Source organism: Actinoallomurus bryophytorum, assembly GCF_006716425.1.
Taxonomy (GTDB): domain Bacteria; phylum Actinomycetota; class Actinomycetes; order Streptosporangiales; family Streptosporangiaceae; genus Actinoallomurus; species Actinoallomurus bryophytorum.
Map to the genome: position 1 here is coordinate 1,457,876 of NZ_VFOZ01000001.1, position 25,239 is coordinate 1,483,114.

27 protein-coding genes and 1 pseudogene are annotated in these 25,239 nt (G+C 68.2%); 7 read left to right on the forward strand and 21 right to left on the reverse strand.

Annotation, left to right across the window (positions count from 1 at the left end):
• The 5 genes from pth to FB559_RS06895 form a co-directional block, all read right to left on the reverse strand.
• Nucleotides 1–582 (reverse strand): aminoacyl-tRNA hydrolase, encoded by a 582-nt coding sequence (gene pth / locus FB559_RS06875; protein ID WP_141954460.1) that lies wholly within the window; start codon nucleotides 580–582, stop codon nucleotides 1–3.
• Between the two features lie 128 nt (nucleotides 583–710).
• Nucleotides 711–1,361 (reverse strand): 50S ribosomal protein L25/general stress protein Ctc, encoded by a 651-nt coding sequence (locus FB559_RS06880; RefSeq protein WP_141954462.1) that lies wholly within the window; start codon nucleotides 1,359–1,361, stop codon nucleotides 711–713.
• A gap of 181 nt (nucleotides 1,362–1,542) precedes the next feature.
• Nucleotides 1,543–2,523 carry a ribose-phosphate diphosphokinase gene (locus FB559_RS06885; RefSeq protein WP_141954465.1) on the reverse strand — a complete coding sequence of 327 codons (981 nt, stop codon included), beginning with the start codon at nucleotides 2,521–2,523 and terminating at the stop codon, nucleotides 1,543–1,545.
• A gap of 3 nt (nucleotides 2,524–2,526) precedes the next feature.
• The gene (gene glmU, locus FB559_RS06890) at nucleotides 2,527–3,975 is read right to left on the reverse strand and encodes a bifunctional UDP-N-acetylglucosamine diphosphorylase/glucosamine-1-phosphate N-acetyltransferase GlmU (RefSeq protein WP_141954467.1); all 1,449 of its coding nucleotides are present in this window, start codon (nucleotides 3,973–3,975) and stop codon (nucleotides 2,527–2,529) included.
• Between the two features lie 56 nt (nucleotides 3,976–4,031).
• On the reverse strand, nucleotides 4,032–4,214 hold the full coding sequence (locus tag FB559_RS06895) for a hypothetical protein (protein ID WP_141954469.1): 183 nt from the start codon (nucleotides 4,212–4,214) through the stop codon (nucleotides 4,032–4,034).
• A 660-nt stretch (nucleotides 4,215–4,874) separates the two neighbouring features.
• On the opposite strand from FB559_RS06895, the gene FB559_RS06900 reads away from it, so the two are divergent.
• The 3 genes from FB559_RS06900 (at nucleotide 4,875) to FB559_RS06910 (ending at nucleotide 7,139) form a co-directional block, all read left to right on the forward strand.
• The gene (locus tag FB559_RS06900) at nucleotides 4,875–5,828 is read left to right on the forward strand and encodes an acyl-CoA desaturase (RefSeq protein ID WP_141954471.1); all 954 of its coding nucleotides are present in this window, start codon (nucleotides 4,875–4,877) and stop codon (nucleotides 5,826–5,828) included.
• A 191-nt stretch (nucleotides 5,829–6,019) separates the two neighbouring features.
• Nucleotides 6,020–6,763, forward strand: coding sequence for a TetR/AcrR family transcriptional regulator (locus FB559_RS06905; protein ID WP_141961538.1), 744 nt, complete (start codon nucleotides 6,020–6,022; stop codon nucleotides 6,761–6,763).
• Between the two features lie 70 nt (nucleotides 6,764–6,833).
• Nucleotides 6,834–7,139 carry a hypothetical protein gene (locus FB559_RS06910; protein ID WP_141954473.1) on the forward strand — a complete coding sequence of 102 codons (306 nt, stop codon included), beginning with the start codon at nucleotides 6,834–6,836 and terminating at the stop codon, nucleotides 7,137–7,139.
• A 142-nt stretch (nucleotides 7,140–7,281) separates the two neighbouring features.
• Here FB559_RS06910 and FB559_RS45285 read toward each other — a convergent pair whose 3' ends face one another.
• The 3 genes and pseudogenes from FB559_RS45285 to FB559_RS06925 form a co-directional block, all read right to left on the reverse strand.
• Nucleotides 7,282–7,650, reverse strand: coding sequence for a VOC family protein (locus FB559_RS45285; protein WP_246121393.1), 369 nt, complete (start codon nucleotides 7,648–7,650; stop codon nucleotides 7,282–7,284).
• Between the two features lie 84 nt (nucleotides 7,651–7,734).
• Nucleotides 7,735–7,956: pseudogene (locus FB559_RS46610) on the reverse strand (pentapeptide repeat-containing protein); the annotation flags it as partial.
• A gap of 1,009 nt (nucleotides 7,957–8,965) precedes the next feature.
• Nucleotides 8,966–10,111 carry a methyltransferase domain-containing protein gene (locus tag FB559_RS06925; protein ID WP_141954475.1) on the reverse strand — a complete coding sequence of 382 codons (1,146 nt, stop codon included), beginning with the start codon at nucleotides 10,109–10,111 and terminating at the stop codon, nucleotides 8,966–8,968.
• A gap of 57 nt (nucleotides 10,112–10,168) precedes the next feature.
• Here FB559_RS06925 and FB559_RS06930 point away from each other — a divergent pair, with 57 nt between their 5' ends.
• Nucleotides 10,169–10,669, forward strand: coding sequence for a MarR family winged helix-turn-helix transcriptional regulator (locus FB559_RS06930; protein WP_141954477.1), 501 nt, complete (start codon nucleotides 10,169–10,171; stop codon nucleotides 10,667–10,669).
• 674 nt (nucleotides 10,670–11,343) lie between these two features.
• Here FB559_RS06930 and FB559_RS06935 read toward each other — a convergent pair.
• The 9 genes from FB559_RS06935 to FB559_RS06975 form a co-directional block, all read right to left on the reverse strand.
• The gene (locus tag FB559_RS06935) at nucleotides 11,344–11,877 is read right to left on the reverse strand and encodes a DUF488 domain-containing protein (RefSeq protein ID WP_141954479.1); all 534 of its coding nucleotides are present in this window, start codon (nucleotides 11,875–11,877) and stop codon (nucleotides 11,344–11,346) included.
• The gene (locus FB559_RS06940) at nucleotides 11,877–12,992 is read right to left on the reverse strand and encodes an amidase (RefSeq protein WP_141954481.1); all 1,116 of its coding nucleotides are present in this window, start codon (nucleotides 12,990–12,992) and stop codon (nucleotides 11,877–11,879) included. Before FB559_RS06940 ends, FB559_RS06935 begins: the two co-directional genes overlap by 1 nt.
• A gap of 96 nt (nucleotides 12,993–13,088) precedes the next feature.
• The gene (locus tag FB559_RS06945; RefSeq protein ID WP_141954484.1) at nucleotides 13,089–14,828 is read right to left on the reverse strand and encodes an ABC-F family ATP-binding cassette domain-containing protein; all 1,740 of its coding nucleotides are present in this window, start codon (nucleotides 14,826–14,828) and stop codon (nucleotides 13,089–13,091) included.
• A gap of 229 nt (nucleotides 14,829–15,057) precedes the next feature.
• Complete coding sequence (locus FB559_RS06950) at nucleotides 15,058–15,327, reverse strand: hypothetical protein (protein ID WP_141954486.1); 270 nt, start codon at nucleotides 15,325–15,327, stop codon at nucleotides 15,058–15,060.
• A 6-nt stretch (nucleotides 15,328–15,333) separates the two neighbouring features.
• Nucleotides 15,334–16,185 carry a hypothetical protein gene (locus tag FB559_RS06955; protein ID WP_141954489.1) on the reverse strand — a complete coding sequence of 284 codons (852 nt, stop codon included), beginning with the start codon at nucleotides 16,183–16,185 and terminating at the stop codon, nucleotides 15,334–15,336.
• A gap of 12 nt (nucleotides 16,186–16,197) precedes the next feature.
• Nucleotides 16,198–16,494 (reverse strand): DUF6317 family protein, encoded by a 297-nt coding sequence (locus FB559_RS06960; protein ID WP_141954491.1) that lies wholly within the window; start codon nucleotides 16,492–16,494, stop codon nucleotides 16,198–16,200.
• Nucleotides 16,491–16,901 carry an SAV_915 family protein gene (locus tag FB559_RS06965; protein WP_141954493.1) on the reverse strand — a complete coding sequence of 137 codons (411 nt, stop codon included), beginning with the start codon at nucleotides 16,899–16,901 and terminating at the stop codon, nucleotides 16,491–16,493. Before FB559_RS06965 ends, FB559_RS06960 begins: the two co-directional genes overlap by 4 nt.
• A gap of 18 nt (nucleotides 16,902–16,919) precedes the next feature.
• Complete coding sequence (locus FB559_RS06970) at nucleotides 16,920–18,155, reverse strand: S8 family serine peptidase (RefSeq protein ID WP_141954495.1); 1,236 nt, start codon at nucleotides 18,153–18,155, stop codon at nucleotides 16,920–16,922.
• The gene (locus FB559_RS06975; RefSeq protein WP_141954498.1) at nucleotides 18,152–19,273 is read right to left on the reverse strand and encodes a hypothetical protein; all 1,122 of its coding nucleotides are present in this window, start codon (nucleotides 19,271–19,273) and stop codon (nucleotides 18,152–18,154) included. The genes FB559_RS06970 and FB559_RS06975 overlap by 4 nt, the downstream gene beginning before the upstream one ends.
• Here FB559_RS06975 and FB559_RS43695 point away from each other — a divergent pair.
• Entirely contained in the window at nucleotides 19,272–19,448 is a 177-nt protein-coding gene (locus FB559_RS43695) for a hypothetical protein (protein ID WP_185792073.1), read from the forward strand. The genes FB559_RS06975 and FB559_RS43695 overlap by 2 nt on opposite strands.
• 12 nt (nucleotides 19,449–19,460) lie before the next feature.
• Here FB559_RS43695 and FB559_RS06980 read toward each other — a convergent pair whose 3' ends face one another.
• The 3 genes from FB559_RS06980 to rsmA form a co-directional block, all read right to left on the reverse strand.
• On the reverse strand, nucleotides 19,461–19,925 hold the full coding sequence (locus FB559_RS06980; protein WP_141954500.1) for a WXG100 family type VII secretion target: 465 nt from the start codon (nucleotides 19,923–19,925) through the stop codon (nucleotides 19,461–19,463).
• A 222-nt stretch (nucleotides 19,926–20,147) separates the two neighbouring features.
• Nucleotides 20,148–21,032, reverse strand: a complete 885-nt coding sequence (locus FB559_RS06985) for a 4-(cytidine 5'-diphospho)-2-C-methyl-D-erythritol kinase (RefSeq protein ID WP_425455052.1) — start codon at nucleotides 21,030–21,032, stop codon at nucleotides 20,148–20,150.
• Between the two features lie 2 nt (nucleotides 21,033–21,034).
• Nucleotides 21,035–21,895, reverse strand: a complete 861-nt coding sequence (gene rsmA, locus FB559_RS06990) for a 16S rRNA (adenine(1518)-N(6)/adenine(1519)-N(6))-dimethyltransferase RsmA (protein WP_185792074.1) — start codon at nucleotides 21,893–21,895, stop codon at nucleotides 21,035–21,037.
• A 66-nt stretch (nucleotides 21,896–21,961) separates the two neighbouring features.
• On the opposite strand from rsmA, the gene FB559_RS06995 reads away from it, so the two are divergent.
• Both FB559_RS06995 and FB559_RS07000 read left to right on the forward strand, forming a co-directional pair.
• On the forward strand, nucleotides 21,962–22,465 hold the full coding sequence (locus FB559_RS06995) for a SigE family RNA polymerase sigma factor (protein WP_342780919.1): 504 nt from the start codon (nucleotides 21,962–21,964) through the stop codon (nucleotides 22,463–22,465).
• Entirely contained in the window at nucleotides 22,462–23,670 is a 1,209-nt protein-coding gene (locus FB559_RS07000; RefSeq protein WP_141954506.1) for a hypothetical protein, read from the forward strand. Before FB559_RS06995 ends, FB559_RS07000 begins: the two co-directional genes overlap by 4 nt.
• 736 nt (nucleotides 23,671–24,406) lie before the next feature.
• On the opposite strand, the gene FB559_RS07005 is transcribed toward FB559_RS07000, so the two are convergent.
• The gene (locus FB559_RS07005) at nucleotides 24,407–25,219 is read right to left on the reverse strand and encodes a TatD family hydrolase (RefSeq protein ID WP_141954508.1); all 813 of its coding nucleotides are present in this window, start codon (nucleotides 25,217–25,219) and stop codon (nucleotides 24,407–24,409) included.
• Between the last annotated feature and the right edge of the window lie 20 nt (nucleotides 25,220–25,239).

The following is a 25,239-nucleotide window of genomic DNA, read 5'->3' on the forward strand; positions in this document are numbered from 1 at the left end:
TTACGGCTCGGTGTGAAAGGTGTTCTGTGCCCGGTCGAGCCCCTCGGTGAGGAGCGCCTCGACCGCGTCGGCGGCGCGGTCGGTGTTCAGGTCCAGCTCCTTGCGTTCGGTGGCCGAGAAATCCCGGAGCACGAACGCCGCCGCGTCCATCCGCCCAGGAGGCCGCCCGATGCCGAACCGTACACGGAGGTAGTCACGCCCGCCCAGAGATTTGGTAATCGAGCGCAGGCCGTTGTGCCCGTTGTCGCCGCCACCGCGCTTCAGCCGCAGCGTGCCGTACGGGATGTCCAGCTCGTCGTGGACGACGATGACCCGGTCGAGCGGCACCTTGTAGAAGTCACAAAGGGCCCTGACCGGCCCGCCGGACTCGTTCATGTACGACTTCGGCTTGGCGAGCACCACCCGATGGCCGGCGAGGCGCCCCTCGACGACGTCGGCCCGTGCCCGGTGGGACTTGAAGCGGCCGCCGGCCGTGGCGGCCAGGACGTCGAGCACCATGAACCCGGCGTTGTGCCGGTTACCGGCGTAGTCGGGGCCGGGATTGCCAAGGCCGACCACGAGCCACGGGTCATCCGAGGGCATCGATCGATCCTCCAGTAGATGGCATGTCCGCCAGATCCTGTCCTACCGCCCGCTACGAACGCGATCCGCCGGACACGCCCTCAACACGAAAGGCGCCCCCGAAGGGGCGCCCATCGCACTCGCGAGCCTTACTCCTCGTCACCCTCGGACTTGGCCTCGCCGGCGGCGCCTTCACCGTCGGTCTCGGCACCGGCCTCGGTTGCCTCGCCCTCACCGAGCTCGGCCTCCATCTGCTCGGCCGTCGGTGCCGCGATGACGTGCAGGACGAGTGTGTCGTCCTCCGCGTCGAGCGTCGCACCGGTGGGCAGCTTGAGGTCCTTGGCGTGGATGGCGTCGCCCACGACCATGCCCTCGACACTCACCTCGACGGACTGAGGGATGTGGGTCGCCTCGACCTCGAGCGAGACCTGGATGAGCTGCTGGTCGAGCATGCCGTCCGGCGCGATGTCTCCGGTCAGCTGGATCGGGACCTCAACGGTGACCTTCTCGCCGCTGGTCACGACGATCAGGTCGACATGCTCGAGAAAGCCCTTGAGGGGGTCACGCTGGACGTCCTTGGGCAGTGCCAGCTCCTCGCCGCCGTCGAGCCCCTGCAGACGCAGCAGCACGTTGGCGGACTTCAGCGCGAGCATCAGCTCATGGCCCGGCAGCGAGATGTGACGGGGGTCGGTGCCATGGCCGTACAGAACGGCGGGCACCCTGCCGGCCCTGCGAGTGCGCCGCGCAGGGCCCTTGCCGAACTCGGTGCGGGGCTCGGCGGCGATGCTTACCTCGGACACGGCAAAACTCCTCGCTGGATAATGCTTGTCAGTACAACGTCGACGGGATCAGTCGAAATATCGGTGCTCCTCGCGGCGCACGGACTCGGGTCATCAAAGTCCTTCGGCACAGCGTCGGACGCACACGGTCTAGGAAGTCTAGCCGATCGCCATTCCGTTTCGTGCCGAGAGGGCGCCGATCTCAGCTGTGACCGCCGAACAGGCTGGTCACGGAGCCGTCGCTGAACACCTCACTGATCGCTCGGGCGAGCAGCGGGGCGATGGACTGCACCGTCAGCTTGTCGAAACGCTTGTTGTCCGGTATCGGGAGGGTGTTGGTGAGAACCACCTCGGAGATACGGGAGTTCTTCAGCCGGTCGACCGCGGGGCCCGACAGCACACCGTGTGTGGCGGCGACGACCACCTTGGCCGCGCCCACCTCGAACAGCGCCTCGGCCGCCTTCACGATCGTGCCACCGGTGTCGATCATGTCGTCGACCACGACGCACGTGCGGTCCTTGACCTCACCGACGACGTCGAAGACCTTGACCTCGTTGGCGACGTCGGGACTGCGCCGCTTGTGGATGATCGCCATCGGGGCGCCGCCGAGCTCGTCGCTCCAGCGCTCCGCCACGCGTACGCGTCCCGCGTCGGGCGCGACCACGGAGACGCTGTCGGTGTCGAGCTTTTCCTTGATGTAGTCGGTAAGGATCGGCAGCGCGAACAGATGGTCCACCGGGCCGTCGAAGAAGCCCTGGATCTGCGCGGTGTGCAGGTCGACGACCATCAGCCGGTCGGCACCCGCGGTCTTGAAGAGGTCGGCCATCAGCCGGGCCGAGATCGGCTCACGGCCCCGGTGCTTCTTGTCCTGCCGCGCATAGCCGAAGAACGGTGCGACCACGGTGATCCGCTTGGCCGACGCGCGCTTGAGCGCGTCCACCATGATCAGCTGTTCCATGATCCACTGATTGATCGGCGCGGTGTGACTCTGTAGTACGAACGCATCGGAGCCGCGTACCGACTCGTTGAAGCGTACGAAGGTCTCACCGTTCGCGAAGTCGTACGCCGAGGTGGGCGTCGGCTCGACGCCGAGCGCCTCGGCCACCTCTTCGGCCAGTTCGGGGTAGGCACGGCCCGAGAAGAGCATCAGCTTCTTCTCACCCGTGGTCTTGATCCCGGTCACGCGTCAGTCCCCCCGCTCGCTCTGCTGTTCTTGGGCACGGCGCGCCGCCTCGGCGGAGGGCGTACCAGCACGCCTGCGCTCGACCCAGCCCTCGACGTTACGCTGACGGGAACGGGCCACCGCCATCGCCCCCGGCGGCACATCATTGGTGATCACCGAGCCGGCGGCCGTGTAGGCACCGTCGCCGATGTTCACCGGGGCGACGAGCATGTTGTCGCTGCCGACCTTCACGTGGTCACCGACCACGCTCTTGCGCTTCTCGACGCCGTCGTAGTTGACGAAGACGCAGGCGGCACCGATGTTGGAGCCCTCGCCGATCTCCGCGTCGCCGACGTAGCTGAGGTGCGGGACCTTGCTGCCGGCGCCGACCACGGCGTTCTTCATCTCGACGTACGTGCCGGCCTTGGCCTTGCGGCCCAGTTTCGTACCCGGCCGCAGGTAGGCGTAGGGGCCGACGCTGACCTCGGGGCCGATCTCGGCCCCGTCGCAGACGGCGTTCACGACGACCGCGTCCTCGCCGACCGCGGTGTCGGTGAGCGTGCAGCCGGGGCCGACCTCGGCACCGGCGGCGATGTGCGTGGTGCCGTGCAGCTGGGTGCCCGGCTTGATGAGGGCGTCCGCCTCCAGCGTCACCTGGACGTCGATCCAGGTGGATCCCGGGTCCACGATCGTGACCCCGGCGCGCATGTGGGTCTCGAGGACGCGATCGTTCATCAGGCGCCGGGCCTCGGCGAGCTGTACCCGGTCGTTGACCCCCAGCGGGCCGGTCCACCGCCGGTCCAGCGCTCCGCCCACGCGGTGGCCGGAGTCGCGAAGGATGGTGACGACGTCGGTGAGGTATTCCTCACCCTTCACGTTGTCCGTGGTCACCTTGCCGAGGGCGGCGCCCAGGAGGCCGCCGTCGAAGGCGTACATCCCGATGTTGATCTCGGTGATCGCGCGCTCGTCCGCGGAGGCGTCCTTCTCCTCGACGATCGCGCTCACCGAGCCGTCACCCGCACGGATCATGCGGCCGTAGCCCGTCGGGTCGGGCACGTCGGCGGTCAGGATCGTCGCGGCGTTGCCTTCACGCTCGTGCGTCGCGAGCAGCTCGTGGAGGACGTCGCCGCGCAGCAGGGGTGCGTCCCCGTTGAGCACCAGGACGGTGCCCTCGATCGCGCCGACGGCCTCCAGGACCATTCGTACGGCGTGCCCGGTGCCGTTCTGCTCGGCCTGGGTGACCGGCAGCGCGTCCGGCTCGACCTCGGCGAGATGCGCGATCACCTTGTCGCGGTCGTGGCCGACGACCGCGATGAGCCGCTGGGGCTTGAGATCACGCGCCGCGGCGAGGACGTGCCCCACCATGCTGCGGCCGCAGAGTTCGTGCAGGACCTTCGGGACCTTGCGGGACTTCATCCGGGTGCCCTCGCCGGCGGCGAGGACGATTACGGCAGCAGGGCGGCTTGGGCTCATGAGCCCTCCTTCGTCGGAGGTGTGGCCAGGGGCGCTGTGTTCACCGATTCGCTCACTCATAAGCCCTCTTTCGCCGGAGCGTGGCCGGAGGCGTTGTGCTCACCGACGCGCCGCTCGCTCGCGAGCCCTCCCTCACCGGAGGTACGGCCAGGAGCCCTGCCCTCACCCACCCGCTCGCCCCGCACACTCACGAGCCCTCGCTCACCGGAGGCATGGCCGGGCACGCTGTGCTCGCTCATGCGACAACCTTGCCCGAGGGCTCGGCGATGTGGTCACGACATGGGTGCGCCTGGTCGCTCACTCCGGTCACTGGAGGAGACTCCTCGGCGTCGCTGATAGGGCCAGCCGGGTGCGGAGAGACCCCTCCGCTGGGCTCGGACCTGCGGAGACATCGGGGCCGCAGGATCGTTACCCGCCCGACACCCGAAGGATACCGTTCAGGGGGCCGTCTGTACGCGCGGCGCGGAGTACTGGTTCGGCGCGGTCGATCCGCGGGTTTCCCATCCCCCGGCGCCTGGACTCCGGACGTCTGGGCTCCGGCGTCTGGGCTCGAACCAGAAATAGAGGGACCAAAACCCTCCGTGATGCCTATTTCACCACGCCGGATTGCAAGGCGGACATCATCGCCGCTCTGGCACCACCCAACGATAGCGGCTGCCCCCGCCTACGGAGGCCCCGGATTGATCGCTGGATGCCCCGGTTTCCCGGGGCCGGCGGGACGCCGGATCCATGCCGCCTCGTGCGGGGCTTACGTCACAAATGACCGGCTTGCGACTTGGTAACCCCTGTGTGACTAACGCGACAGGTTTAGCCTAATCCAGGGGGGCATCTTGCATAACCTACGCCTCCGTAGGTTACGGTTGCGTAGCCGTAAGTTTCGCGCCCAACAGGAGGACCGTATGACCGTAGCCCCGGTAGGAACATCGTCCGCCCCTCCCAGGCCACAAGCCAGGCCCGAGATCGAACTCACGCCCAAGGGCAACTTCGAGAAGGTCCTGATGGGCATCTTCATCGCGGTTCCGCTCCTCGCCGTGGTGGCGGCCGTACCTTTCGCGTGGGGCTGGGGCCTGGGCTGGACCGACCTGGCGATCATGTTCGTCTTCTACGCCATCTCCGGCCTCGGGGTCACCGTCGGATACCACCGGCACTTCACGCACGGCTCGTTCAAGGCAAAGCGCCCGCTGCGCATCGCGATGGCCATCGCCGGCGGCCTGTCGATCGAGATGAGCGTCATCGACTGGGTGGCCGTACACCGGCGCCACCACAAGTACTCCGACCAGGAGAACGACCCGCACTCGCCCTGGCGCTTCGGCACCGACTGGCGTGCGCTCACCAAGGGCCTTTACTGGGCCCACATGGGCTGGCTGTTCGACAGCGCGCGTACCTCCCCGGACAAGTTCTGCCCCGACCTGGTCGCCGACAAGGACATGAAGAAGATCAGCCGCTTCTTCCCCGGCCTGGTGGCCATCTCGCTGCTGCTCCCCGCCGCGCTCGACGGCCTGATCACCATGTCGTGGTGGGGCGTCCTCACCGGCTTCTTCTGGGGCTCGCTCGTACGGATCAGCCTCCTCCACCACGTCACGTGGTCCATCAACTCGATCTGCCACGTCATGGGCGAGGAGGAGTTCGAGGCACGGGACAAGTCCCGCAACGTGTGGTGGCTTGCGATCCCGTCCTTCGGCGAGTCCTGGCACAACCTGCACCACGCCGACCCGACCTGCGCCCGGCACGGCGTGCTCAAGGGCCAGCTCGACAGCAGCGCCCGTACGATCTGGGCCTTCGAGAAGCTCGGCTGGGCGTGGGACGTACGGTGGCCGAACGCCGACCGGCTGGCCTCGAAGCAGATATCGTAAGCAGAACTAACCAGTTCACTGACGCCGCCGGCGGCCGATACCGGCCGCCCGGCGCGCGCGGTCCTGACGCTCACGGAGGTCCTTGTCACCTCCGTGAGCTGGACTCCCCCGAATCAGCCCACCTCGGCACGGCACCGCCGGCGGTCTCTCGTCGTAGAGCCGCCGAGCCAGGAGAAAGTGTGACCGTCACAATTGATGATGTGAGTGAACCCCCCCGGTCCCGTCGCAAGCGCATGACCGGCAAAGAACGACGGGAGCAACTACTCGACATCGGCCGGACCCTGTTCGCCGAACGTGGCTTCGACGGCACCTCCATCGAGGAGATCGCCACCGTGGCCGGGGTCTCCAAGCCCGTGGTGTACGAACACTTCGGGGGCAAGGAGGGCCTGTACGCGGTCGTGGTCGACCGCGAGATGGAACACCTGCTGGAGACCGTGACGAAGTCGCTGGTCGGCGGGCATCCCCGGCAGAAGATCGAACGCGCGGCCCTGGCCCTGCTGGAGTACATCGAGGACAGCAGCCAGGGATTCCGCATCCTCGTACGTGACTCCCACGCCGCCTCGGCGACCGGCACGTTCGCCAGCCTGCTGAGCGACATCGCCGGCCAGGTCGAGCACCTTCTCGGCGATGAGTTCCGCGACAAGGGTTTCGACCCCAAGAGCGCCCCGCTGTACGCCCAGGCCCTCATCGGCATGGTCGCCCTGACCGGCACGTACTGGCTGGACGTCCGCAAGCCCAAGCGCGAGGAGGTCGCCGCACATCTGGTGAACCTCGCGTGGAACGGCCTGTCCGGGCTGGAGCCGAAGCCGTACCTCACCACCGATTACAAGGCCCGCCAGAAGGACCTCAAGGCCAAGGCCAAGGAGGCGGCGAAAGAGGCCAAGGAGACGGCCCGCGCCGCCCGCCGATCGGGGATCGAACCCGAACCCGTCTGACTCACCGTGGTCGCGTTGTCACACCCTCGTCCTATCGTTCAGGGCATGAACTCCAGCGAAAGGACGACTCATGCGGCACAGCGATCCCGGCCACGGACGACGACACGTCAACTGGGCACGGCTACGGGCGGAGATGGACCGCTTCGTCGACGAGCAGCACGCCCGCCAGGCGGACGACAACGACGCGGACTCCTCGGCTCGCAGGTTCGCCGAAAGCCTCGAAGAGGCTGTGCTGGACCTGGAGCTCGGCGAAAACGGCTTCGAACGCGCCACCCGCAAGGCCGACCACGTCGAGGAGCTACGCCGGGTGCTCGGAATTCTTCTCGACATCCTGGCCGACTGGGAGCTGGTCGCCGAGCGGTCGCGCTCGGGCTAGGACGTGTCTGACAAGGCCCTGTCCGGCTGCGCGGTGTCCAGACCGACGCGTCGCCGGTCGGCGCCCTCCTCGGCCGTGCGAAGCGCCACCTGGACACCGCCCGCTACGAACGCGATCTGTCGGACACGTCGTAGGGGCGGGGTCAGGCGACCGGCTCGAGTAGCTCCAGCCGGTTGCCGACGGGGTCATCAACGTAGAAGCGCCGAAATCCGGGCAGCAGGTCGTCGGGCCGTATCTCATGACCTGCCGCCCGGAGCCGCTGCGCCATGGCCCCGAGATCGCGAACAAGAATGCCGGGATGCGCCTTACGCGCCGGCCGAAAGCCGTCCTCGACACCGATGTGGATCTGGATCCCCTGCGCCGCGAACCAGATACCTCCCCGCGCGGCGAGCACGGGAGGCTTGGGCACCTCGGCGAGCCCGAGGATCCCAACGTAGAAGTCACGCATCCGCGCCTCGGCGCCATGGGGCGCGGCAAGCTGCACGTGATGAATACCGGCCAGCAGAGTCATCGCATCCACTCCTTCGGGGGAAAGGGATCGGTGGTAAACCACCCAGGCCGTACCAGGACCTGAACTGCGTCGCACCCACCTGAGCCACAGCCACTCGAGCCGAGCCCGTTTGAGCCGCGTCCGCTCGAGCCGTGTCCGCTCGAGCCGTGTCCGCTCGAGCCGCGTCCGCTTGAGCCGCGCCTGTTTGAGCCGCGCAGACGTGAACCAGGCCTGCCTGAACACGGCCTGCCTTGAACGGAGCCATAAACATTGCCGCCTGAACGAGGCCGCCCTGACCAAGACCCGCCCGTCCGTACACCGGCGCACACCGTGCTCGTCGTGCCGACCTGACCAGATCGCTCCTGACCAGGTAGCTCCCGGCCAAACCTGGCCTGGGCAAGCGGGGCCTGACCGCGTGGGGCCTGACCAAACCGGGCCTGACCAAACCGGGGCCTGACCACGTTGGGCCTGGGCAAGTCGGGCTTGACCACGTTGGACCTGGGCAAGTCGGGGTCGGCGAAGTCGGGCCGAAGCCTGATCCGGCCATGGCTCGCGACCGTCTCTCTACCATTGCTGCCCGGCCTGCTGAGTCGTATCGACCTGAGTCGCGCCGACCTGACCAAGCCGAGCCGAACTCGCCCACACCTCGCGTCGCGCCAGTTCCTCTTCCGCACCGACCGCCCCAACCCCTGGCTGAGTCGTACCGGGACCAGATCTCCCAGACCAGACCACTCGCGAGCGTCCCGCCCCTCGCCCCGCCGAACCGGCTTGGCTCGACCAGGTCGACCACACCTTGCGGCCGTCTCGTCCGAAGCGCCCGCCGCAGATCGGTCCCCGGGTCCACCGCGGCACGCTGGGCTGAGCCGGGTTCTGCCCTGCGACGCAGGAACATGTCTCGCGCCATGCCACACCGCCACCCACACCTGCACCCCGCTACCCGTCGGCCCGTACGGGAATGAATCAGGTCGATCCCGGCCAAGCCGGAACGCCTTGCGGCCGTTCCGGCCCGCAGCTCCCCCACGCAGTTCGGCCGGCTGACCGGCATGGCCGGAGCCGGATCTGCCCTGCCAAACCAGAACATGCCGTGCGGCCAGGCCATCCGCACCCCTCCCCCATCACACTGGTACTCGGCCTCCGCCACGCCGGCACGCGCACCACATTCACGTCCCCACCCGCGCCACAGCGGCACTCGCTCCCGTGTCGGCGGTGGCGCGCTGCCTGCCACTGCGAGCGGGGCCGAGTCGTGCGGTGTGGATCGGTGTGGTCCCGACTCCTGTAACGGGCGTCGGCGGGGGCGTGGCGCTCGCAGTGACTGGGGATGCATGCCGGCCGGCCGCTATGAGGATCGGGCGGCGGTGGGCGTGGTGCCCGGCCGGCCCGCGACGACGAAGATGCGGCGGAACGGGAAGAGCGTGCCGTGCGGGCCGGGTGGATAGGCATCTCTGAGCAGGAGTGTCAGTTCGGCGAGGAACTCCTCGCGTTCCCCCTCCTCGGGCAGGGCGTCCAGGGCGGGGCGCAGCGCGGTGCCCTTCATCCATTCGAGTACCGGGTCGGTGCCGTGCAGCACCTGAAGGTAGGTCGTCTCCCAGGCGTCGACGTCACACCCCAGGTCGCTCAGCAGCTCGAAGTAGTCGGCGGGGTCCCCGACGATGTTGTGACGGTTCACCTTGCCGAGCCGGTCCCGCCAGCGCGCGGAATCGCACAGTTCCCGGAGTATGCGGTGGCTCGGGGCGTCGAAATTCCCAGGCATGCTGAACGCCAGCCGGCCTTCCGGGGAAAGAGCCTCCACCCACCGCGGCAGTAGCTTCTGGTGGCCGGGTACCCACTGCAGGGCGGCATTGGAAAAGATCACGTCGACCGGCCGCTCCGGCAGCCACTCGGCAAGATCGCTAACCGAGAACCGCAGTCCACCCCCTGCATCCCCGAGGCCACCGAGGTCACCGAGGCCACCGAGGCCACCGAGGCCACCATCCTGGTGACCGGACCCAGGTGACGTCTCGACATCGGGCCCCGTACCTACTCCGGCATCTGCAAGCCCGCCCACCGGTGAACCCGACAACACCCCAGCTTCCGCCCCGGCCGGATCAGGCGTCGCGCCTCGACCAGAGCCACCATCCCGAGGACGCCGGCCGACATCGCGCGCACCGACCGGGCTCTCCGCTTCTTCTGCCCGCTCCACCCCGGCATTGTCCGCGTCCGACTCGACAACACCGGCATCCGCCGTGCCCAGGCGAGACTCAGAGCGCTCAAGGAGCATTCGCCGGGCCTCCGTGATCATCTGGGTGGAGTTGTCGACTCCCTCGATGACGGCTCCCGGCCAGCGGGCGGCCAGGTCGGCGGTTCGTTCGCCCGGGCCGCAGCCCAGGTCGACCACGTACGTGGGGGCGTTCACGTCGACCCGGCTGAGCAGTTCGAAGAACGGGCGGGCGCGATGGGAGGCGTACGCGCGGTACTGTTGCGGGTTCCAAATATCTCTTGACATCAAGACAGATGATCCTGGCTAGATATCTCGATGTCAAGACAGGTAGGGTGATCCGTTGTGGAGGACGAGGTCGATCGCCTGGTCGCGGCCTGGCGCACGGAGCGGCCAGATCTCGACACTGAGCCCCTGCATGTCCTCAGCCGCGTCTCGCGGCTGGCCCGGCACCTCGACCGCGCGCGGCGCGCGGCGTTCACGGCGCACGACATGGAGTCCTGGGAGTTCGACGTCCTGACCGCGCTACGGCGTGCCGGACCACCCTACGAGCTCAGCCCCGGAAGACTCCTCCGCGCCACGCTGGTCACCTCCGGCACCATGACCAACCGCATCGACCGTCTGGAGACCGCCGGACTGGTCCGGCGCAGCCCCGACCCGCTGGACAAACGCGGCGTGCTCGTACGGCTGACCGACGCCGGGCGTACGCGCGTCGACGCCGCCTTCGACGACCTGGTCGAACGCGAACGCGATCTGCTCGGCTCCCTCACCCCCGACGACCGCCGAACACTCGCCGGACTCCTCCGCTCCCTACTCGTCCCCTTCGACGCCGACCCCACCGGCTGACCAGACGCCAACCAGGCGAAGCGACAAACCGGCACCGAATGGGACCGACTCGCCGTGGATCTCCAGGCGGGGTTCAGCTGAGGTGATCCCAGCACCACCGTTCGCGCACAGTCCGTCGAGATCGAGCACTCACGGGCGGCGCGCTCACCTCCGCCGACCATGGAACCCTGGACTCCTCCGCTCGTCCCCTTCGACGCCGACCTCATCGGCTGACCATCGCCGATCGGGCTCCACGACAACCCGCCGCACAAGCACCCCCCCATCGACCCGACCCACACGACCTCGACCGGAAACGAAACGCACCCCGTTCGGTTCACAAACCCCCGCCCACCGCCGGACACTCCTCGGGCCACTCCGCTCCCCAAGACGCCGACTCCACCGGCTGGCCAAGCGGCAACCGGGAAGCGACCATCCATTGGTCAAGCCTGCAGGCCGTGAAATCTCCAGGTGGAGTTCGACTGGCTTCACCACCACCGGCCGGGTACAAGCGGTCGAGATGGACGGCGCCCTCACCCCCGACGGCGAGACGTGGACGACTTCGCTTCGGCTGACCAGACGGCAATCGCCGCAAGACCCCGCGACGACCTGGTCGAGGACGAATGCGACCTAAACGCCCGAGCCGCGACCGCAGGAACGCTGCACCTGCACCGCAGACCGACATAGCGGCTGCGTGATCACAGCAGTGGCTCCTGGCCGGCGTCGTACACGAGCAACCCGTCATCGCGCAGCCGCGCGCCTGGTGTCGGCTCATGGCGTACCGGGCGCCCGTCGTGCATCAGATGTTCGACCGGGAGCTTGCGGACGAGGACGAGGAAGTCCGCGATCATCCGGCGATGGCATCGCCACCAGACCGACTCGCTGCACATCACCGTCTGCTCACCGGCGAAGGCGAGCAGTTCGTCGATCGCCTCGGCGAACGAGGAGGTACGCATGTGAGCGGCGTAACCACGGAACATCTCCTGCCGCCAGAAGACGTCCGGCGAGTCCGGCTGCGGTCGCCGGAACCCGCCGAGGCGCTTGTCCCAGCGATAGGCGAACCCACGCGACGGCAGCCAGTTTTCCAGCGACGCCCGCGACACGTGCGGGTTGCGGCGGCTGCCCGGCGCCGTACGCACGTCGACCACCAGCTCCACCCCGCCGTCCCGCAGCAGGCCGACGATCTCCTCCTCTGACGCCGTACCGTGGCCGAACGTCCGGACCGGGCCCATCAGCGCAGTGCCGCCTCGATCAGCGCTCCGGCGGCCAGCAACCGGCCCTCTTCGTTCGCCGGCGCGACGAGTTGCAGTGAGCCCGGCAGGTCCCACCCCTCCACCGGAATCGGCAGGGCCAGCGCCGGGTCGCCCGACACGTTGAACGGCAAGGTCAGCGCGGTGAGGTCCACGTCGCGTTCGACGCCGAGACGTGGCGGCGGTTGCGAGATCGTTGGCAGGGCCAGCAGCGGGTACCGCTCGAAGAGCTTGGCGAGGTACTCCCGCAGCGCCGTGCGGGTCGCGTACGCCTCGTCGAGTGTCCCGTCGGTGACCCGCTCACCGCGCTCGATGCGGCGGCGGATCCGGTCGCTCATGCGGTCGGGGTACGCGAGCAGGCTCCGGTGCTCCCGGTAGCCCTCGCCGAGGATCAGGGTGTTGCCCGCCACGAGCGCCGCCGGCCAGCAGTCGGCCGGTTCGTCGGAGAAGATCAGGCCCGCGGCATCGAGTGCGGCGTCGACGGCGGCGTCCAGTTCGGGCGCGACGATCGTTCCCACCGGCCGCAGCCGGCCGATCATCACGCCGGAGTCGTACGGGTCCAGGGTGAAGCCGGCCTCGATCAGCGACATGCCGAGCGTCACGGCGGCGATGTCTCGACCGAGCGGCCCGATCGTGTCCAGTGACGGCGCCAGCGGAAAGACCCCCTGGAGGGGCACACGTCCATGCGTGGTCTTGAGACCCACGATCCCGCAGCACGCCGCCGGGACGCGTACGGATCCGCCCGTATCGGTGCCGAGTGCGACATCCGCCTCGTCCAGCGCGACCGCCACCGCGGAGCCGCTGGACGAACCTCCCGGCACCCGCTCCGCGTCGAGGGGGTTCTCCGGCGTGCCGGTCCAGGGGTTGACGCCGTCGGCGGCGCGGCACAGCTCGGTCAGGTTGGTCTTGCCGACGATACGGGCGCCGGCCGCGCGGGCGGCGGCGACCACGGGGGCGTCGTGTTCGGCGGGCGTGGCCTGGTCACTGATGACCGGGCAGGCCAGCGTCGTCGGAGACCCGGCGACGTCGATGGCGTCCTTGACGGCGAGCCGGGGCCCGTCGCCGTGCGTGGTGAACCTCTCCAGCCAGATCGTCACGACGCCATCATGGCGTGCCGGCGTCAGGTCGGATAGGCGTCCTCAGGCACCCCACGCGAGCCACCGGGCCCACGCGTCGGCTCGTGGTCGGCCGGGTCACGCGTCGTCGTCGGCGAGCAGGAGCCACTGCTCCTCGATCTCCTCGCGTTCGGTGCGTACGGTCCTCAGCTCGGCGTCGAGAGCGAGCAGCTTTTCGTGGTCGGTGGCATGCGAGGTCATCAGGTCGTGCAGCTCCGCCTCACGCTCGCCGAGGCGTTCGATCCGGCGTTCGAGGCGGTCGAGGTCCTTCTTGGCCTGCCAGGCGTTCTTGGCGACCTTCGGCTGGGCAGCGGCGGCGGATACGGGCGCCGGCTCGGGAGTACGGCGACGCCGCTGGAGGTATTCCTCGACTCCCCCGGGCAGCATCCGCAGGCCGCCGTCGCCGAGCAGCGCGACGACGTGGTCGCTGACGCGTTCGAGGAAGTAGCGGTCGTGGCTGACCAGCACCAGCGAGCCCGGCCAGCCGTCGAGCAGGTCCTCCAGCTCGGTGAGGGTCTCGATGTCCAGGTCGTTGGTCGGCTCGTCGAGCAGCAGGACGTTGGGCTCGGCCATCAGCAGGCGCAGCAGTTGCAGTCGCCGCCGCTCGCCGCCCGACAGGTCACCGACCGGAGTCCACTGCGCGTCGCCACGGAAGCCGAAGCGTTCCAGCATCTGGCCTGCGGTGAACTCCCTCTTGCCCAGGGTGATGCGCTGCTTGACCTCTTCGACCGTCTCCAGCACACGCCGGGCCGGATCGAGCTCGGCGAGCTCCTGGGACAGATGTGCGAGCCGTACGGTCTTGCCCGTGATCACCCGGCCCGCCCGCGGCCGTACGGCGCCTTCGAGCAGCCGCAGCAGGGTGGTCTTCCCGCTGCCGTTGACGCCGACGAGGCCGACCCGGTCACCGGGGCCGAGCTGCCAGGTCAGGTGCTCGAAGAGAGTGCGGTCGCCGAGCTGGACGGTCACGTCCTCGACGTCGTACACCGTCTTACCGAGCCGTGCGGTGGCGAACCGGATGAGCTCCACGCTGTCGCGCACCGGCGGCTCGTCGGCGATCAGGGCGTTGGCCGCGTCGACCCGGAACTTGGGCTTGGTCGAACGCGCCTGCGGCCCGCGCCGCAACCACGCCAGCTCCTTACGGAGGAGGTTCTGCCGCTTTTCCTCGGTGGACGCGGCGATGCGCGCACGCTCGGCCTTGGCCAGGACGTACGCGGAGTAGCCACCCTCGTAACGATGGACCTGCCCGTCGGCCACCTCCCACGTCCGGTCGGTCACCTCGTCGAGAAACCACCGGTCGTGCGTGACGACGATGAGCGTGCGGTCCTTCAGATGCCCGGCGAGCCAGGCGATCGCCTCGATGTCGAGGTGGTTGGTCGGCTCGTCCAGCATCAGCAGGTCGGTCTCGGGAACCAACTGCCGGGCCAGCGCCACCCGCCGCCGCTCGCCACCGGACATGCCGGCCACCGGGGCGTCGAGGGACACACTGGGCAACAGCCCGGCGAGGATGTCCCTGGCACGAGCGTCGCCCGCCCAGTCGTGCTCCGCACGATCACCGAACACCAGCGAGCGCACCGTCGCGTCGGCGGGGAACTCGTCGCGCTGGGTGAGATAACCGATGCGTGTCTCCCGCGTGCGGGTGACACGCCCGGAGTCGGGCTCGATCCGCCCGGCGAGCAGAGACACCAGGGTGGACTTACCGTCACCGTTACGGCCCACGATGCCGACACGGTCCGCGGCCGCGACCCCGAGGGACACGCCCTCGAGCAGCGGAACCGGCCCGTATGTCTTGCTGAGACCTTCAACATTGATCAGATTCACAACGTCAGCAAGGCTATCCGCCCTGGGGCACACCTCGGGCAACGCCGTCAGGGCTTGTGGAAAACGGCGCCGGTCGAACTGCTCACGTAACGCCCGAGGACCAGTCGACGGCGGCGACATCCTGACCGCCTGCAGCATCGGAGACACCGCCTGTCCGATGTCGATCTACATGTCGGACTCCCAGTACTCATCAACGCGGACAGCTCTTACGAGACGACGCCGGCAGCTGTCAACGATCCGAGTTCGATGCAACCCTGCGCTGAATGATGATCTTTCGCTGGATCACGATCAAGGCGACCAGCGCAACGAAAACACCAATGTAGAACTGATGCCAAAAAGCGCTGAGTATAAACATACCCCCCAAGCAGAGGTACGCCACACCCGCAAGCTGGCGAGTGGTCGATTTGATCGGCAGCCGGCGCCAGCGAAAGAAACTCGCAAGGGCGCTGACCCCTTGCAAACAGAGGGCGATTCCAATAATGAGGCCGAATATCAACATGATGAACTACTTCTCAAATAGCGCATGTCCCGTTACCAACCCTTTGAAGAAACCCCCGACTCCGCCGATGGTAGCACCCACCGCCGTCATAGGAATATCGAACGGACCTGTCTCGATTCCAAACACCCCTATCGTTCCGCCGACTTCTGCCGCCCCCTTCCATGCACCACCGACGGCGGCCCCCCAGTGCAGCTTCACACCATTGTCCGTGACGATTTTATCCGCAGCGTCAAAGCTGGACTTGAGCCCTCGCATCGAAGAGTCGATGGCTTTCAACTCATTGTCCGACAGCAGGTTCTTGTGATTGTCTCGATAATTACGGAGTCCCGCCGACAGTGCCTTGTACTCGGAGCCAAGCTTACGTGCGGCTACCGCTCTGGCCGATTTAGCCGCCTTCAGGGCCTCGGCTCGTTCCTGGCTGAACTGTTGCAGGAACTTCTGCACTTGCGGATCCGAAGAGCCAGCAGGCAGGCCGAGCTTCCCAGCTCCGTCAATCGTGATGTACTTCGCCTTGACGCCCTGCTCCGCCCGACTCTCAAGCCATGATTCGATCTTGGCCAATCGCAAGGCGAGCTCGTCGACGATGTCGCCCATTGAGGTCGTGCGCGAAGACAACCAGCCGAGGTCCACAATGTTCGGTTCGACACTGCTCTTGAAGCGGTCGGCCGCCGATCCCCGGTAAACGACTTCACCGCTCTCCCCCACCAGACGGTCGACGACACGCCCGAGAGCCAAGGCCGGCTCTTCGCTCTTGCCCGCGAACCCGTAGAGAACTCCAGCCAGATTCGATATGCCATGGATATCTCCTCCGACCCAATTAAAGGAGAAGGCCGGCAGAGAAGACGCACCCTTCGACATTACCGCCCCATCTCAGTATTCCGGCCGCGGCGCTTCTACAATGTGGTCGAACACGTCTCGTTCGACCTTCGAGTAGTGGCGATGAGCATAGTCCAACTTATAGGCATGCGCGCTTATCGACTGAGCGAGCACTGTATGCATCTCATACAGGGCTTGAAGCGTCACATTGAGCATCTTATCGATCGCATCATCACCGCCCGCCGGGCAGGCCGGCTTGTGCGGCATCAAGTTCGCGTATGCCTCACCCTGTTTCGAGAATTCAGCAGATGCTTTTACCAGATCGTCGAAGATGACGTCGTAACCACTCACCGATCGCTCCTACTCCAGGCATCGATTCCGGCCGCCGTCCAACGGTCCGCGCCATCCTGTACGACGGGGTTCACGACAACAGGAATCCTTGCTGCCGAGATCTGAATGAGAAGTTCCAGGACCGCGATCCTCTCCCAAGGCTGGAACTCTCCGAGCTGGGCGACCAGTAGCTCAAGCTCGGTGAAGACCGGAAGGCCTGCGGTGCCGTCCTCGAGCCGTCGCAGCTCGAAATTCACCTGTCGCGGTCCGGTCGTTTCCGTGGCCGGCTGGGTCGGAACGTAGACATAGGCGACCCCCTCGGTCAGTCTCCGCCGGGCCTCAACCGCCTCGGCGAGCGAACGGTCTGTATCCGGGCCCGGCCCGGTCTGGTCGGCGCCGGACGATGGGTACTGATACGGAGAGGACATCGCTGTCGCCCCTTTCGTCTAGTGACCGCCGCGGTATTCGTTCATCGGCTCATCCGCCATCGCCGGAGGGGATCTGCGGGACCGCCGGCGATAGACCACGACCAGTGCCGTGAGAGCGATGAGCACCGCTCCACCAAGGGCGAGCGGAAAACTCGAGCCCGACGTGTCTCGTTTTTGCGCCTGGGGCGAAGGCTGCGGCCGCACCACGGATCCACGCTGGGCGGCCCGCCATTTGTCCAATGCGGCGTAGACCGGGTTCGGAGCGTCCGCCGACACCGGGTATCGCTTCGGGTTCATCGCACTGGTGATCTGGATTGCGCCGTATCCGGTCTGGTCGTTCCACCGTGATCCCCCCGACGGCCTTGCGGTCGCGATGAGGCGTTGTACCACCGTGCGAGCCGGCATATGGGGATTGCTCGATCGGATCAGCGCGACAGCGCCGGACGTCAGCGCCGCCGAAGCACTCGTGCCCCGACCGTCTCGGTAGAGTTCGCCCTTCTTGCCGATCGAGGGAATCCTGTCGCCTGGCGCGGCGACGGCGACGTAGGGCTGCCGCTGTGTACCTTTCCACGGGCGCAACGCCGGATCGATCGCCCCGACGGTCAGGACTCCGGCGCACGACCCCGGCAGTTCCGGCCAGTTCGTCGTGTTTCCGGTGTTGCCCGCGCTCGCGACCACGACCACGTCGTGATCGACCGCATAGGCGATCGCGCTCTGGATACCTGGCTCGCAATGCCCATCCATCGTCGCCGAGGTCACGCCCTGAGAAAAGTTGATGACCTTGGCGCCATGGTCGGTGGCGAAATGAATGCCCTCGGCATAGGACTCGAACAACCCGTTCTTGTCACCCAGCCGCCCGGCATCATGTATCGGCAGAATCTTTGCTTCTGGTGCTATCCCGACGAAGTCCGTGGTCCCCCCACCCTGTCCGGCGATCATGGCCGCCATCGCGGTGCCGTGACCCCCTTCCCGGTCATCAAGGTCCCTACGGCCGTCGGTCTTTCCTCCAGTGCTGTCCTCACCTTTCAACACGACACCAGAGAGCTCCGGCAGGGCCGCGTTCACACCCGTGTCGAGAACCGCGACCGTGACGCCTGCGCCCTTGGTCACCGGCCAGACGTCACTCTCGATGCCCCAGACCGAAAACCACCACTCGGTTGACCTTGGGTGCGGCGTCGTAGCCTCCGCTCGCACGGGCATGACCACTGACAACAGCGTCAGTGCGGCCGCGAGAAGGTGGCCGCCGCGCTTCAAGCGTCTTCTCCGGTAAGCCAGTCGCGAGCGGCGTCGACATCTTCGTCCGCTCGGGGAAGGCCACTCTTGGCATCACGTTGCCGTTCGAGGTCGGCCAACTGCGCCTGAAGCTCGCCGATCCGGGCGGAAACGTCCGGAACATCGTCATGCGGACTTTCGATGTCAAGGTCGGCGAGGATCGCCGAGAGAGCGTCGCCATCGGCGGATAGGTCGATCTCGATCGGGGGATCGACCGGTTCCGGCGCTTCGACAGCGGGCTGCTCGTTCTCGATCAGCTGCGGGGCGGCCTCGATGCCTCCCGTCCACACTTCCTCGTCTTCGGTCAGCCACGTCTGCCTGGTGCGCTCTCGTTTCTCGGTCGAGCCGGCTCCGGTCATCGGGGCAGCGGTCCCCGGCCGGGTCTCCGCGCCTGCGCCGGCCGATTCGGCTTCGCCTGCCATACCTGAAGGCTTGCCTCCGCGGCCTGTTCCGGCAACGCCTGGCCTCGCCGCCTGTGCGCCGAGGATTCCCCCGGGCGTGATCAGGCCAGGGGCCGACATGTTGGGACCAGCGATCGGAGGCGGCAAGCCCGGCCCGCCGAAACCGCTGCCGCCACCGTAGTTGCCCACAGGGGGAACGGGACCGAATCCGCCGCCGACCAGGCCCGACGGTGACATTCCCGCGAGCTCCGTGCCCGCCCCACCGTCTCTGGACGATCCCCGGTCGACCGCATCAGTGGCCGAGGAGTGGTACGCCGAACCCTTACTGCCGAGACTGTGGGAGCCGCCTCCCGCCGGCCCCTGACCGGCGTGCGCCGGGCCGTTACTCGCGGGACCGTGCTCCAGCGTCCCCGCTCCAGGCGGCAAAGACGTCGAGAGGTCTTGCGGAAGGGAACTCCAGGCCTGGGTGACGCGTTCGTTCGCGCCGGTCATCCAGCTCTGGGCTTCCGGCAGGTCCTTGGACGGTGGTTTGTTGTACTTGTACCAGGCCAGGTGCTCCGAGCCGTGCCGCTCGATCGTGACGCCGAAGGTGTTGGCGGTCTGGTGGACGGTGGCCGCCGCCGACCAGACCTCGCGCAGTTGTGACTGGGCGGCTGCCGCGTCCTTGCCGGTCCACGCGTCATGCAGGTCCGTGCGCATGCTCAGCAGTTCGCCGGCGATCTTCTCGTACGCCGCCGCGAACTTCTGGTACGAACGGCCTGACGCCGTGACCGCCTCCGGGTCGGAGGACTTGAGCAGGGCGTCGATGCTCTTTGGGTCGGTGTACTGCGCCGGTGAGCCTGTGGGGGCGGTGGACCGCATGGGTGCGGAGTAGGAGTCCGCCATGTCAGTCCCTGCCTTCCGGGTTCAGTGAGTTCGGGACCGCGGCACCGGGCGGGGCCGAGGAGGAGTCGTGCTGGAGCAGGTCGGTGGTCGGCACGACTTGGAGACGTTTGTCGACCGCGGCGATGCGGCGTTCGAGTTCGGCTTCGGTCGCGTCGTATGTCTGCGCCGTGCGGTGGAGTTTTTTGATCATGTCCAGCATGGCGTGCAGGAACCGGCTGTGCTGGTCGACCAGGGTCGCGTGACCGTCCTGGACGCTCGGATAGAAGCGCTGTGCCGCGTCCCATGCGCCGTACGCCGTGCTGCTCGCCGGTTTCAGGTCCTCATCCGCCGACAGCAGATCTTCCAGGTGCGCCGTCAGGCGGGCGGCGATGGCGCGCACCTGGGCGTGGTCGACCTTGATGTGGCCGGAGGGATCAAGTCCTGGCCAGTCCCGGTACGCGACCAGTGGAACGGGCCCTGGGTCCACAGGCGGCATCGTCATCCCCTTCCCGGACGTTCGGACACACGAGGTGCCGCCGACCGGAACCGGTCCCCCGCATGCTCGGCTCAGTCCCCGCCGATCCCCGTAAAAGCCGTTAAAACTTTACAAAGCTTGACTTACCCCGTCCAGGTCATCGTCATGTACTTTACCCAGCCGTGACGTCAGGTGGCGAACGATGTGCGGAGAGCGAGTATCGGCCCGGCCGTTTCACACTGGGCTGGCGCCCGGTACGGGCCCCAAGGCCTGACGGACGTCGGCGAAGTGGGGCGTACGGGCGAGCCCGGCCGCAAGCTCAGCGGCGTGCGAGGCCGACGAGGTGAGGAACGCGCACGTCGGGCCGGAGCCCGACACGAGCGCACCCAGGGCTCCCAGCTTCCGGCCCGCCGTGAGGGCCTCCGCCAGGGACGGCCGCAAACTGATGGCCGCGGCCTGCAGGTCGTTCCGCAAAGCCTTCCCCAGCGCTGGAGGGTTACCGGTCTTCAGGGAGGCCATCAGGTCATCGGAGACGACCGGCCAAGGGACCGGTGAGTCCGCCCGGAGCCGGTCGCATTCGCCGTACACGGCCGGGGTCGACAGGCCGCCGTCGGCGTAGCCGAACACCCAGTGGAACTCCCCCACGGCCTCGACCGCGGTGAGCCGCTCGCCCCGGCCCAGTCCCACGGCCGTGCCGCCGAGCAGCGCGAACGGCACGTCGCTGCCCAGCCGGGCGGCGAGCTCCAGCAGCGTCTCCCGGTCGAGTCGCGTGTCCCACAGCAGGTCACAGGCGACCAGCGCCGCCGCCGCGTCCGCGCTGCCGCCGGCCATTCCGCCGGCCACCGGGATGTCCTTGCGGATGTGCAACGCCACCCGCGGCTCGATCCCCACGTGCGCTGCCAGCAGGGTCGCCGCGCGGGCCGCGAGGTTGTCCAGGCCGGTCGGTACGGTCGCCGGGCCGTCGACCGAGACGCTCAGCGCGTCGGCCGGCGTCGCGGTCACCTCGTCGAACAGTGAGACGGCGTGGAAGACGTTGACGAGGTCGTGGTAGCCGTCATCTCGCACGGGACCGACGCTCAGCTCGAGATTGACCTTGGCGGGTACGCGAACAGTGGTCACGATCACCGGATGCTAGGGGATCCGTGCCGTTGCCGCGCGATCCGGGTGAACGCCGCGACGTCCAGGGACTCGCCGCGGGCGCTCGGGTCGACGTCCGCGGCTCGGAGTGTCTCCTCGGCCGCCGCGGGCGATCCCGCCCAGCCCGACAGCGCCGCGCGCAGGGTCTTGCGTCGCTGTGCGAAGGCGGCGTCGATCACCGCGAACACCTCTGTACGCGGGACGCCCGACGGTGAGTCGCGCCGGGTGAAGGAGACCAGGCCGGAGTCGACGTTCGGGGCCGGCCAGAACACGGCGCGGCCGACGTTGCCCACGCGTCGCGTCTGCGCGTACCAGGCCATCTTCACCGACGGCACGCCGTACACCTTGCCGCCGGGGCCGGCGGTGAGCCGGTCGGCGACCTCGGCCTGCACCATGACCAGTCCGTGCCGCAGCGACGGGAACGTGCTGAGCAGGTGGAGTACGACGGGTACGGCGACGTTGTAGGGCAGGTTCGCGACCAGCGCGGTCGGTGGCGGGCCGGGGAGTTCGGTCACGCGCAGCGCGTCGGCCCGTACGATCTCGAGCCGGTCGGCGAGGTCCGGGGCGTGCTCGGCGACGGTCGCCGGCAGCCGTCGCGCCAGCACTTCGTCCACCTCCACCGCGACGACCCGGCTCGCGGCGGGCAGCAGCCCAAGGGTCAGCGAGCCGAGGCCCGGCCCGACCTCCAGGACCACGTCGCCGGCCTCGACGTCGGCGTCGCGGACGATGCGGCGGACCGTGTTCGCGTCGATGACGAAGTTCTGGCCGAGCGTCTTGGTCGGGCGCAGGCCCAGGTCCGCGGCGAGCGTGCGGATGTCCGCCGGTCCGAGAAGTCTGATCGCCACATACTTAGTGTCCCGTACGTGCAACGGTTCCGGAGCCGCGCCCGTCCCCGTACCGAGGAGGGTGCCTTGAGTGAAGTAATGAGCTTCGAAGAGTTCGTCGGTGCACGGGCCGACGCGCTGATGCGCTATGCCTATGTGCTGACCGGCAACCCGGATGACGCGGCCGACCTGCTGCAGGAGTCGCTGGTACGGGTGCGGGGCGCGTGGCACGGGGTCATCAACAAGCGCGAGCCGGAGGGTTATGTCCGGACGACCATGGCCCGGCTGCACATCAGCGTCTGGCGGAGCAGGCGTCGCGAGCGCCTGGTTCCCGAGCCACCCGAACGCGGTTATCAGGACGAGGCGTTCGCACGCGCGGACGGGGACGACGGCCTGTGGCTCGCCCTCGTCGGGCTGCCCCGCAAGCAGCGTGCCGTACTGGTCCTTCGCTACTACGAATCGCTGACCGACGCGGAGATCGCCGACGTGCTCGGCATCTCACGCGGCACGGTCCGCAGTCAGGCCTCGCGCGCGCTCGAGAAGCTGCGCACGACCTGGCGCCCGTCCGTGACGAATGGAAGTGTGCGATGACCGAAGAACTGGAGACCGCCCTCGCCCGGACGTTCAAGAACGCGGCCGAACGCGCCCCGAAGGCACCGCTGGGCATCGGGCTGGAGCCGCGCACCCGGCGCGCGCCCCGGGGGTACTCCCGGATGGCACTGACCGCCGCCGCCGTCGCCGTGGCCGTCGGTGGCGCCACCCTCGGCGGCCGTACGCTGCTGTCCGGCGCACACTCGTCCGGTACGACCGCCAGGCACCCGTCGGCGGCGGCATCGCCCGCGCTGCACCGCCCGAAGAAGGCCAAGGTGCCGCCGATCCAGCAGGTGTGGCCGAAGGCGGCTCACCAGATACCGGACACCCTTCCGAACGGCCACGCCTTCCGCCCGGAGGCTTTCGTCGACGACCACACGCTTCTCGTCTCCACCGAGTCGAGTTTCGAGAAGTCCAACGCCCTGTACGCCTACGACCTGCGAACCCACCACACCAGGCTGATCACGCAGGTCGTCACCCCGCCGAAGACGAAGATGTTCGCCTCGAACATCACCGTCGGTGACGGGTACGCCGGCTGGGCTCTGGCCGGCGACTACGGCACCGAGATCTGGGCCGCCCCCCTCACCGGGGGACAGGCGCATCTCGTCACCAGGACGAACACCCGTCCGCCCTCTCAGCTGACGATCTCCGGCGGAAAGGCGATCTGGTCGGCCCACGTCACCGGCGGCGTCTATCAGGCTCCCATCGGTGGTGGCGCGGCACATGAGGTGCCCGGCAGCCGTTCGATGTACATCCTCGCCTGGCCGTGGATCGGCTCCCCGCCCGGCCAGGTGGCTTCGCCGAAGAAAGGTGTCGTGTTCGCGAAGATCAAGAACGTGCTGACCGGCGAGACCAGATCGGCCACGCTCACCGACCAGGCGTCCTGGAAGTGTGGTCTGACATGGTGCACCGGGGAGGGGCCGAACTTCGTCACCGAGGTGCAGCGACGTGACGGCAGCGGACGCCAGGCGATCCCCTCGGGGGACTCGACCTCGGCGATCCCCCCCATCCTGGACAGGTTCGTCATCACGTTCCCGTCCGGCGGGACCATCGCGGTCTACGACCTGCGGACCGGGCGGATCGGCGACCTGCGGACCAGTCCACGCAAGAACAACGCGTACCTCGTGCCGCAGGACCCGGCGAACCGGCTCTACACCGCGTTTACGGCCGGCGGATACGTGGTCGTCGATCTTGGTGCGATCTGACCGGTCGTCGCTCGTGGCGCTGTGAATCGGGGCCGTCACGATCAGTACCGGCGCCCTCAACTGGGTAATTACGCGTTAACTCGACCAGTGCAGGCAGGGGACCAGGGGGGAACGGTGCGGCGTCATCGCTTGTCGGTGCTACTCCCCTTAGGAGCCGGAGTCGCTCTTTTGCCGGCATTTTCCCTGCCGGTCGGAGCGCAGGCCGGAACGGATGGGCACCACGCGAGGACGGCGGAGACGGCAGGCCGAGCCGGGCCGGGCCGGATGAGGGCCACCACGGGATCCACCGCCGTGACGTTCCGCATCCTCGGACCGAGGCCACCGGCCACCACTCCGGACCTCGACGACGGAACCGGCGGGGGCCCGTCGTCGTCCGCCGAGTCGGACGGCGACGGTTCGGTCGCCCTGGACACCGACGACGACGGGCACGGCTCCTCCTGGTCCGGATCCTCCGGCGGGCACCGGTCTCATGGATCCGGCCGCCACGCCCGTCACGGGTCCGGCCGCCACGCCCGTCACGGGTCCGCCCGCTACCGCCACCATGGTCGAACCGCCCGCCGTCCGGTCGCCCGCAGCGCCGGTACGCGGCACCGGGCCGCGCTCTCGGGTCCTCGGCGAGGCTGGCTGCCGTTCACCGGTGACGACATCAGGTCGACAGCGGTGGCCGGAGCGGCGGCGGTTCTGGTCGGCACCGCCGCACTGTTGCTCACACGGGTACGGCGGAGGCGGCCGGCGGTCACCAGGGGCCGAAGACGCGCTCTCCGGTCCGGCTGATCGTGGCGCACAGCTCACCGAGGTCGATGTTCTTGACCTCCGCGAGGCAGCGGGCGGTCAGCGGCACGAGGTAGGGCGCGTTCGGCCGCCCGCGGTACGGCATCGGCGTGAGGTAGGGAGCGTCGGTCTCCACCAGCAGGAGCTCCGTAGGCGCGACCTCGGCCGCCTCGCGCAGGTCGCCGGCGTTCTTGAAGGTGACGTTGCCCGCGAAGCTCATGACATAGCCGCGGTCGGCGCAGATCTTGGCCATCTCCCGGTCCCCGGAGAAGCAGTGGAACACCACCTTGTCCGGCGGGCCCTCCTCGGCCAGGATGCGCAGCACGTCGTCGTGGGCGTCGCGGTCGTGGATGACCAGGGCCTTGCCGGTGCGCTTGGCGATGTCGATGTGCGCGCGGAACGACCGGTGCTGGTCGCCGGCCTCCGCCCAGTCGCGGTAGTAGTCGAGCCCGGTCTCCCCGACGGCCCGTACGTGCGGCAGGGCGGCGAGCGAGGCGATCTCGTCCAGGACCTCGTCGGTGGCGTTGCCCGCGTCGTTCGGGTGGATCGCGACCGCGGCGTAGACGTCGTCATGCGCGGCGGCCGCCTCGGCGCACCACCGTGACGAGGCCAGGTCGTACCCGACGGTCACCGCCCGGCGGATGCCGACGGCCTGCCCGGCGGCCAGGACCTCCGGGACCGGGGTCTTGATGATGTCGAGGTGGCAGTGGCTGTCGAAGACCTCGGCCGGCAGCGGCTCGGGAGGCGGCGGCGCCGCCTCCCGCTCCTTGCTGCTCACGAGACCTCCTTCGTCGGCCA

Excerpts from the sequence above, each read along its gene's own strand:
- FB559_RS45285 (WP_246121393.1), bottom strand. The coding sequence starts at position 7,650 with ATGACTCTGCTGGCCGGTATTCATCACGTGCAGCTTGCCGCGCCCCAT.
- FB559_RS06955 (WP_141954489.1), bottom strand. The coding sequence starts at position 16,185 with ATGTCGAAGGGTGCGTCTTCTCTGCCGGCCTTCTCCTTTAATTGGGTC.
- FB559_RS06910 (WP_141954473.1), top strand. The coding sequence starts at position 6,834 with ATGCGGCACAGCGATCCCGGCCACGGACGACGACACGTCAACTGGGCA.
- FB559_RS07000 (WP_141954506.1), top strand. The coding sequence starts at position 22,462 with ATGACCGAAGAACTGGAGACCGCCCTCGCCCGGACGTTCAAGAACGCG.
- FB559_RS06975 (WP_141954498.1), bottom strand. The coding sequence starts at position 19,273 with ATGCGCACGGACCTGCATGACGCGTGGACCGGCAAGGACGCGGCAGCC.
- FB559_RS06900 (WP_141954471.1), top strand. The coding sequence starts at position 4,875 with ATGACCGTAGCCCCGGTAGGAACATCGTCCGCCCCTCCCAGGCCACAA.
- pth (WP_141954460.1), bottom strand. The coding sequence starts at position 582 with ATGCCCTCGGATGACCCGTGGCTCGTGGTCGGCCTTGGCAATCCCGGC.
- FB559_RS06965 (WP_141954493.1), bottom strand. The coding sequence starts at position 16,901 with ATGTCCTCTCCGTATCAGTACCCATCGTCCGGCGCCGACCAGACCGGG.
- FB559_RS06935 (WP_141954479.1), bottom strand. The coding sequence starts at position 11,877 with ATGGGCCCGGTCCGGACGTTCGGCCACGGTACGGCGTCAGAGGAGGAG.
- glmU (WP_141954467.1), bottom strand. The coding sequence starts at position 3,975 with ATGAGCCCAAGCCGCCCTGCTGCCGTAATCGTCCTCGCCGCCGGCGAG.
- FB559_RS06895 (WP_141954469.1), bottom strand. The coding sequence starts at position 4,214 with ATGAGCGAGCACAGCGTGCCCGGCCATGCCTCCGGTGAGCGAGGGCTC.
- FB559_RS43695 (WP_185792073.1), top strand. The coding sequence starts at position 19,272 with ATGCTCAGCAGTTCGCCGGCGATCTTCTCGTACGCCGCCGCGAACTTC.
- FB559_RS06925 (WP_141954475.1), bottom strand. The coding sequence starts at position 10,111 with ATGTCAAGAGATATTTGGAACCCGCAACAGTACCGCGCGTACGCCTCC.
- FB559_RS06950 (WP_141954486.1), bottom strand. The coding sequence starts at position 15,327 with ATGTTGATATTCGGCCTCATTATTGGAATCGCCCTCTGTTTGCAAGGG.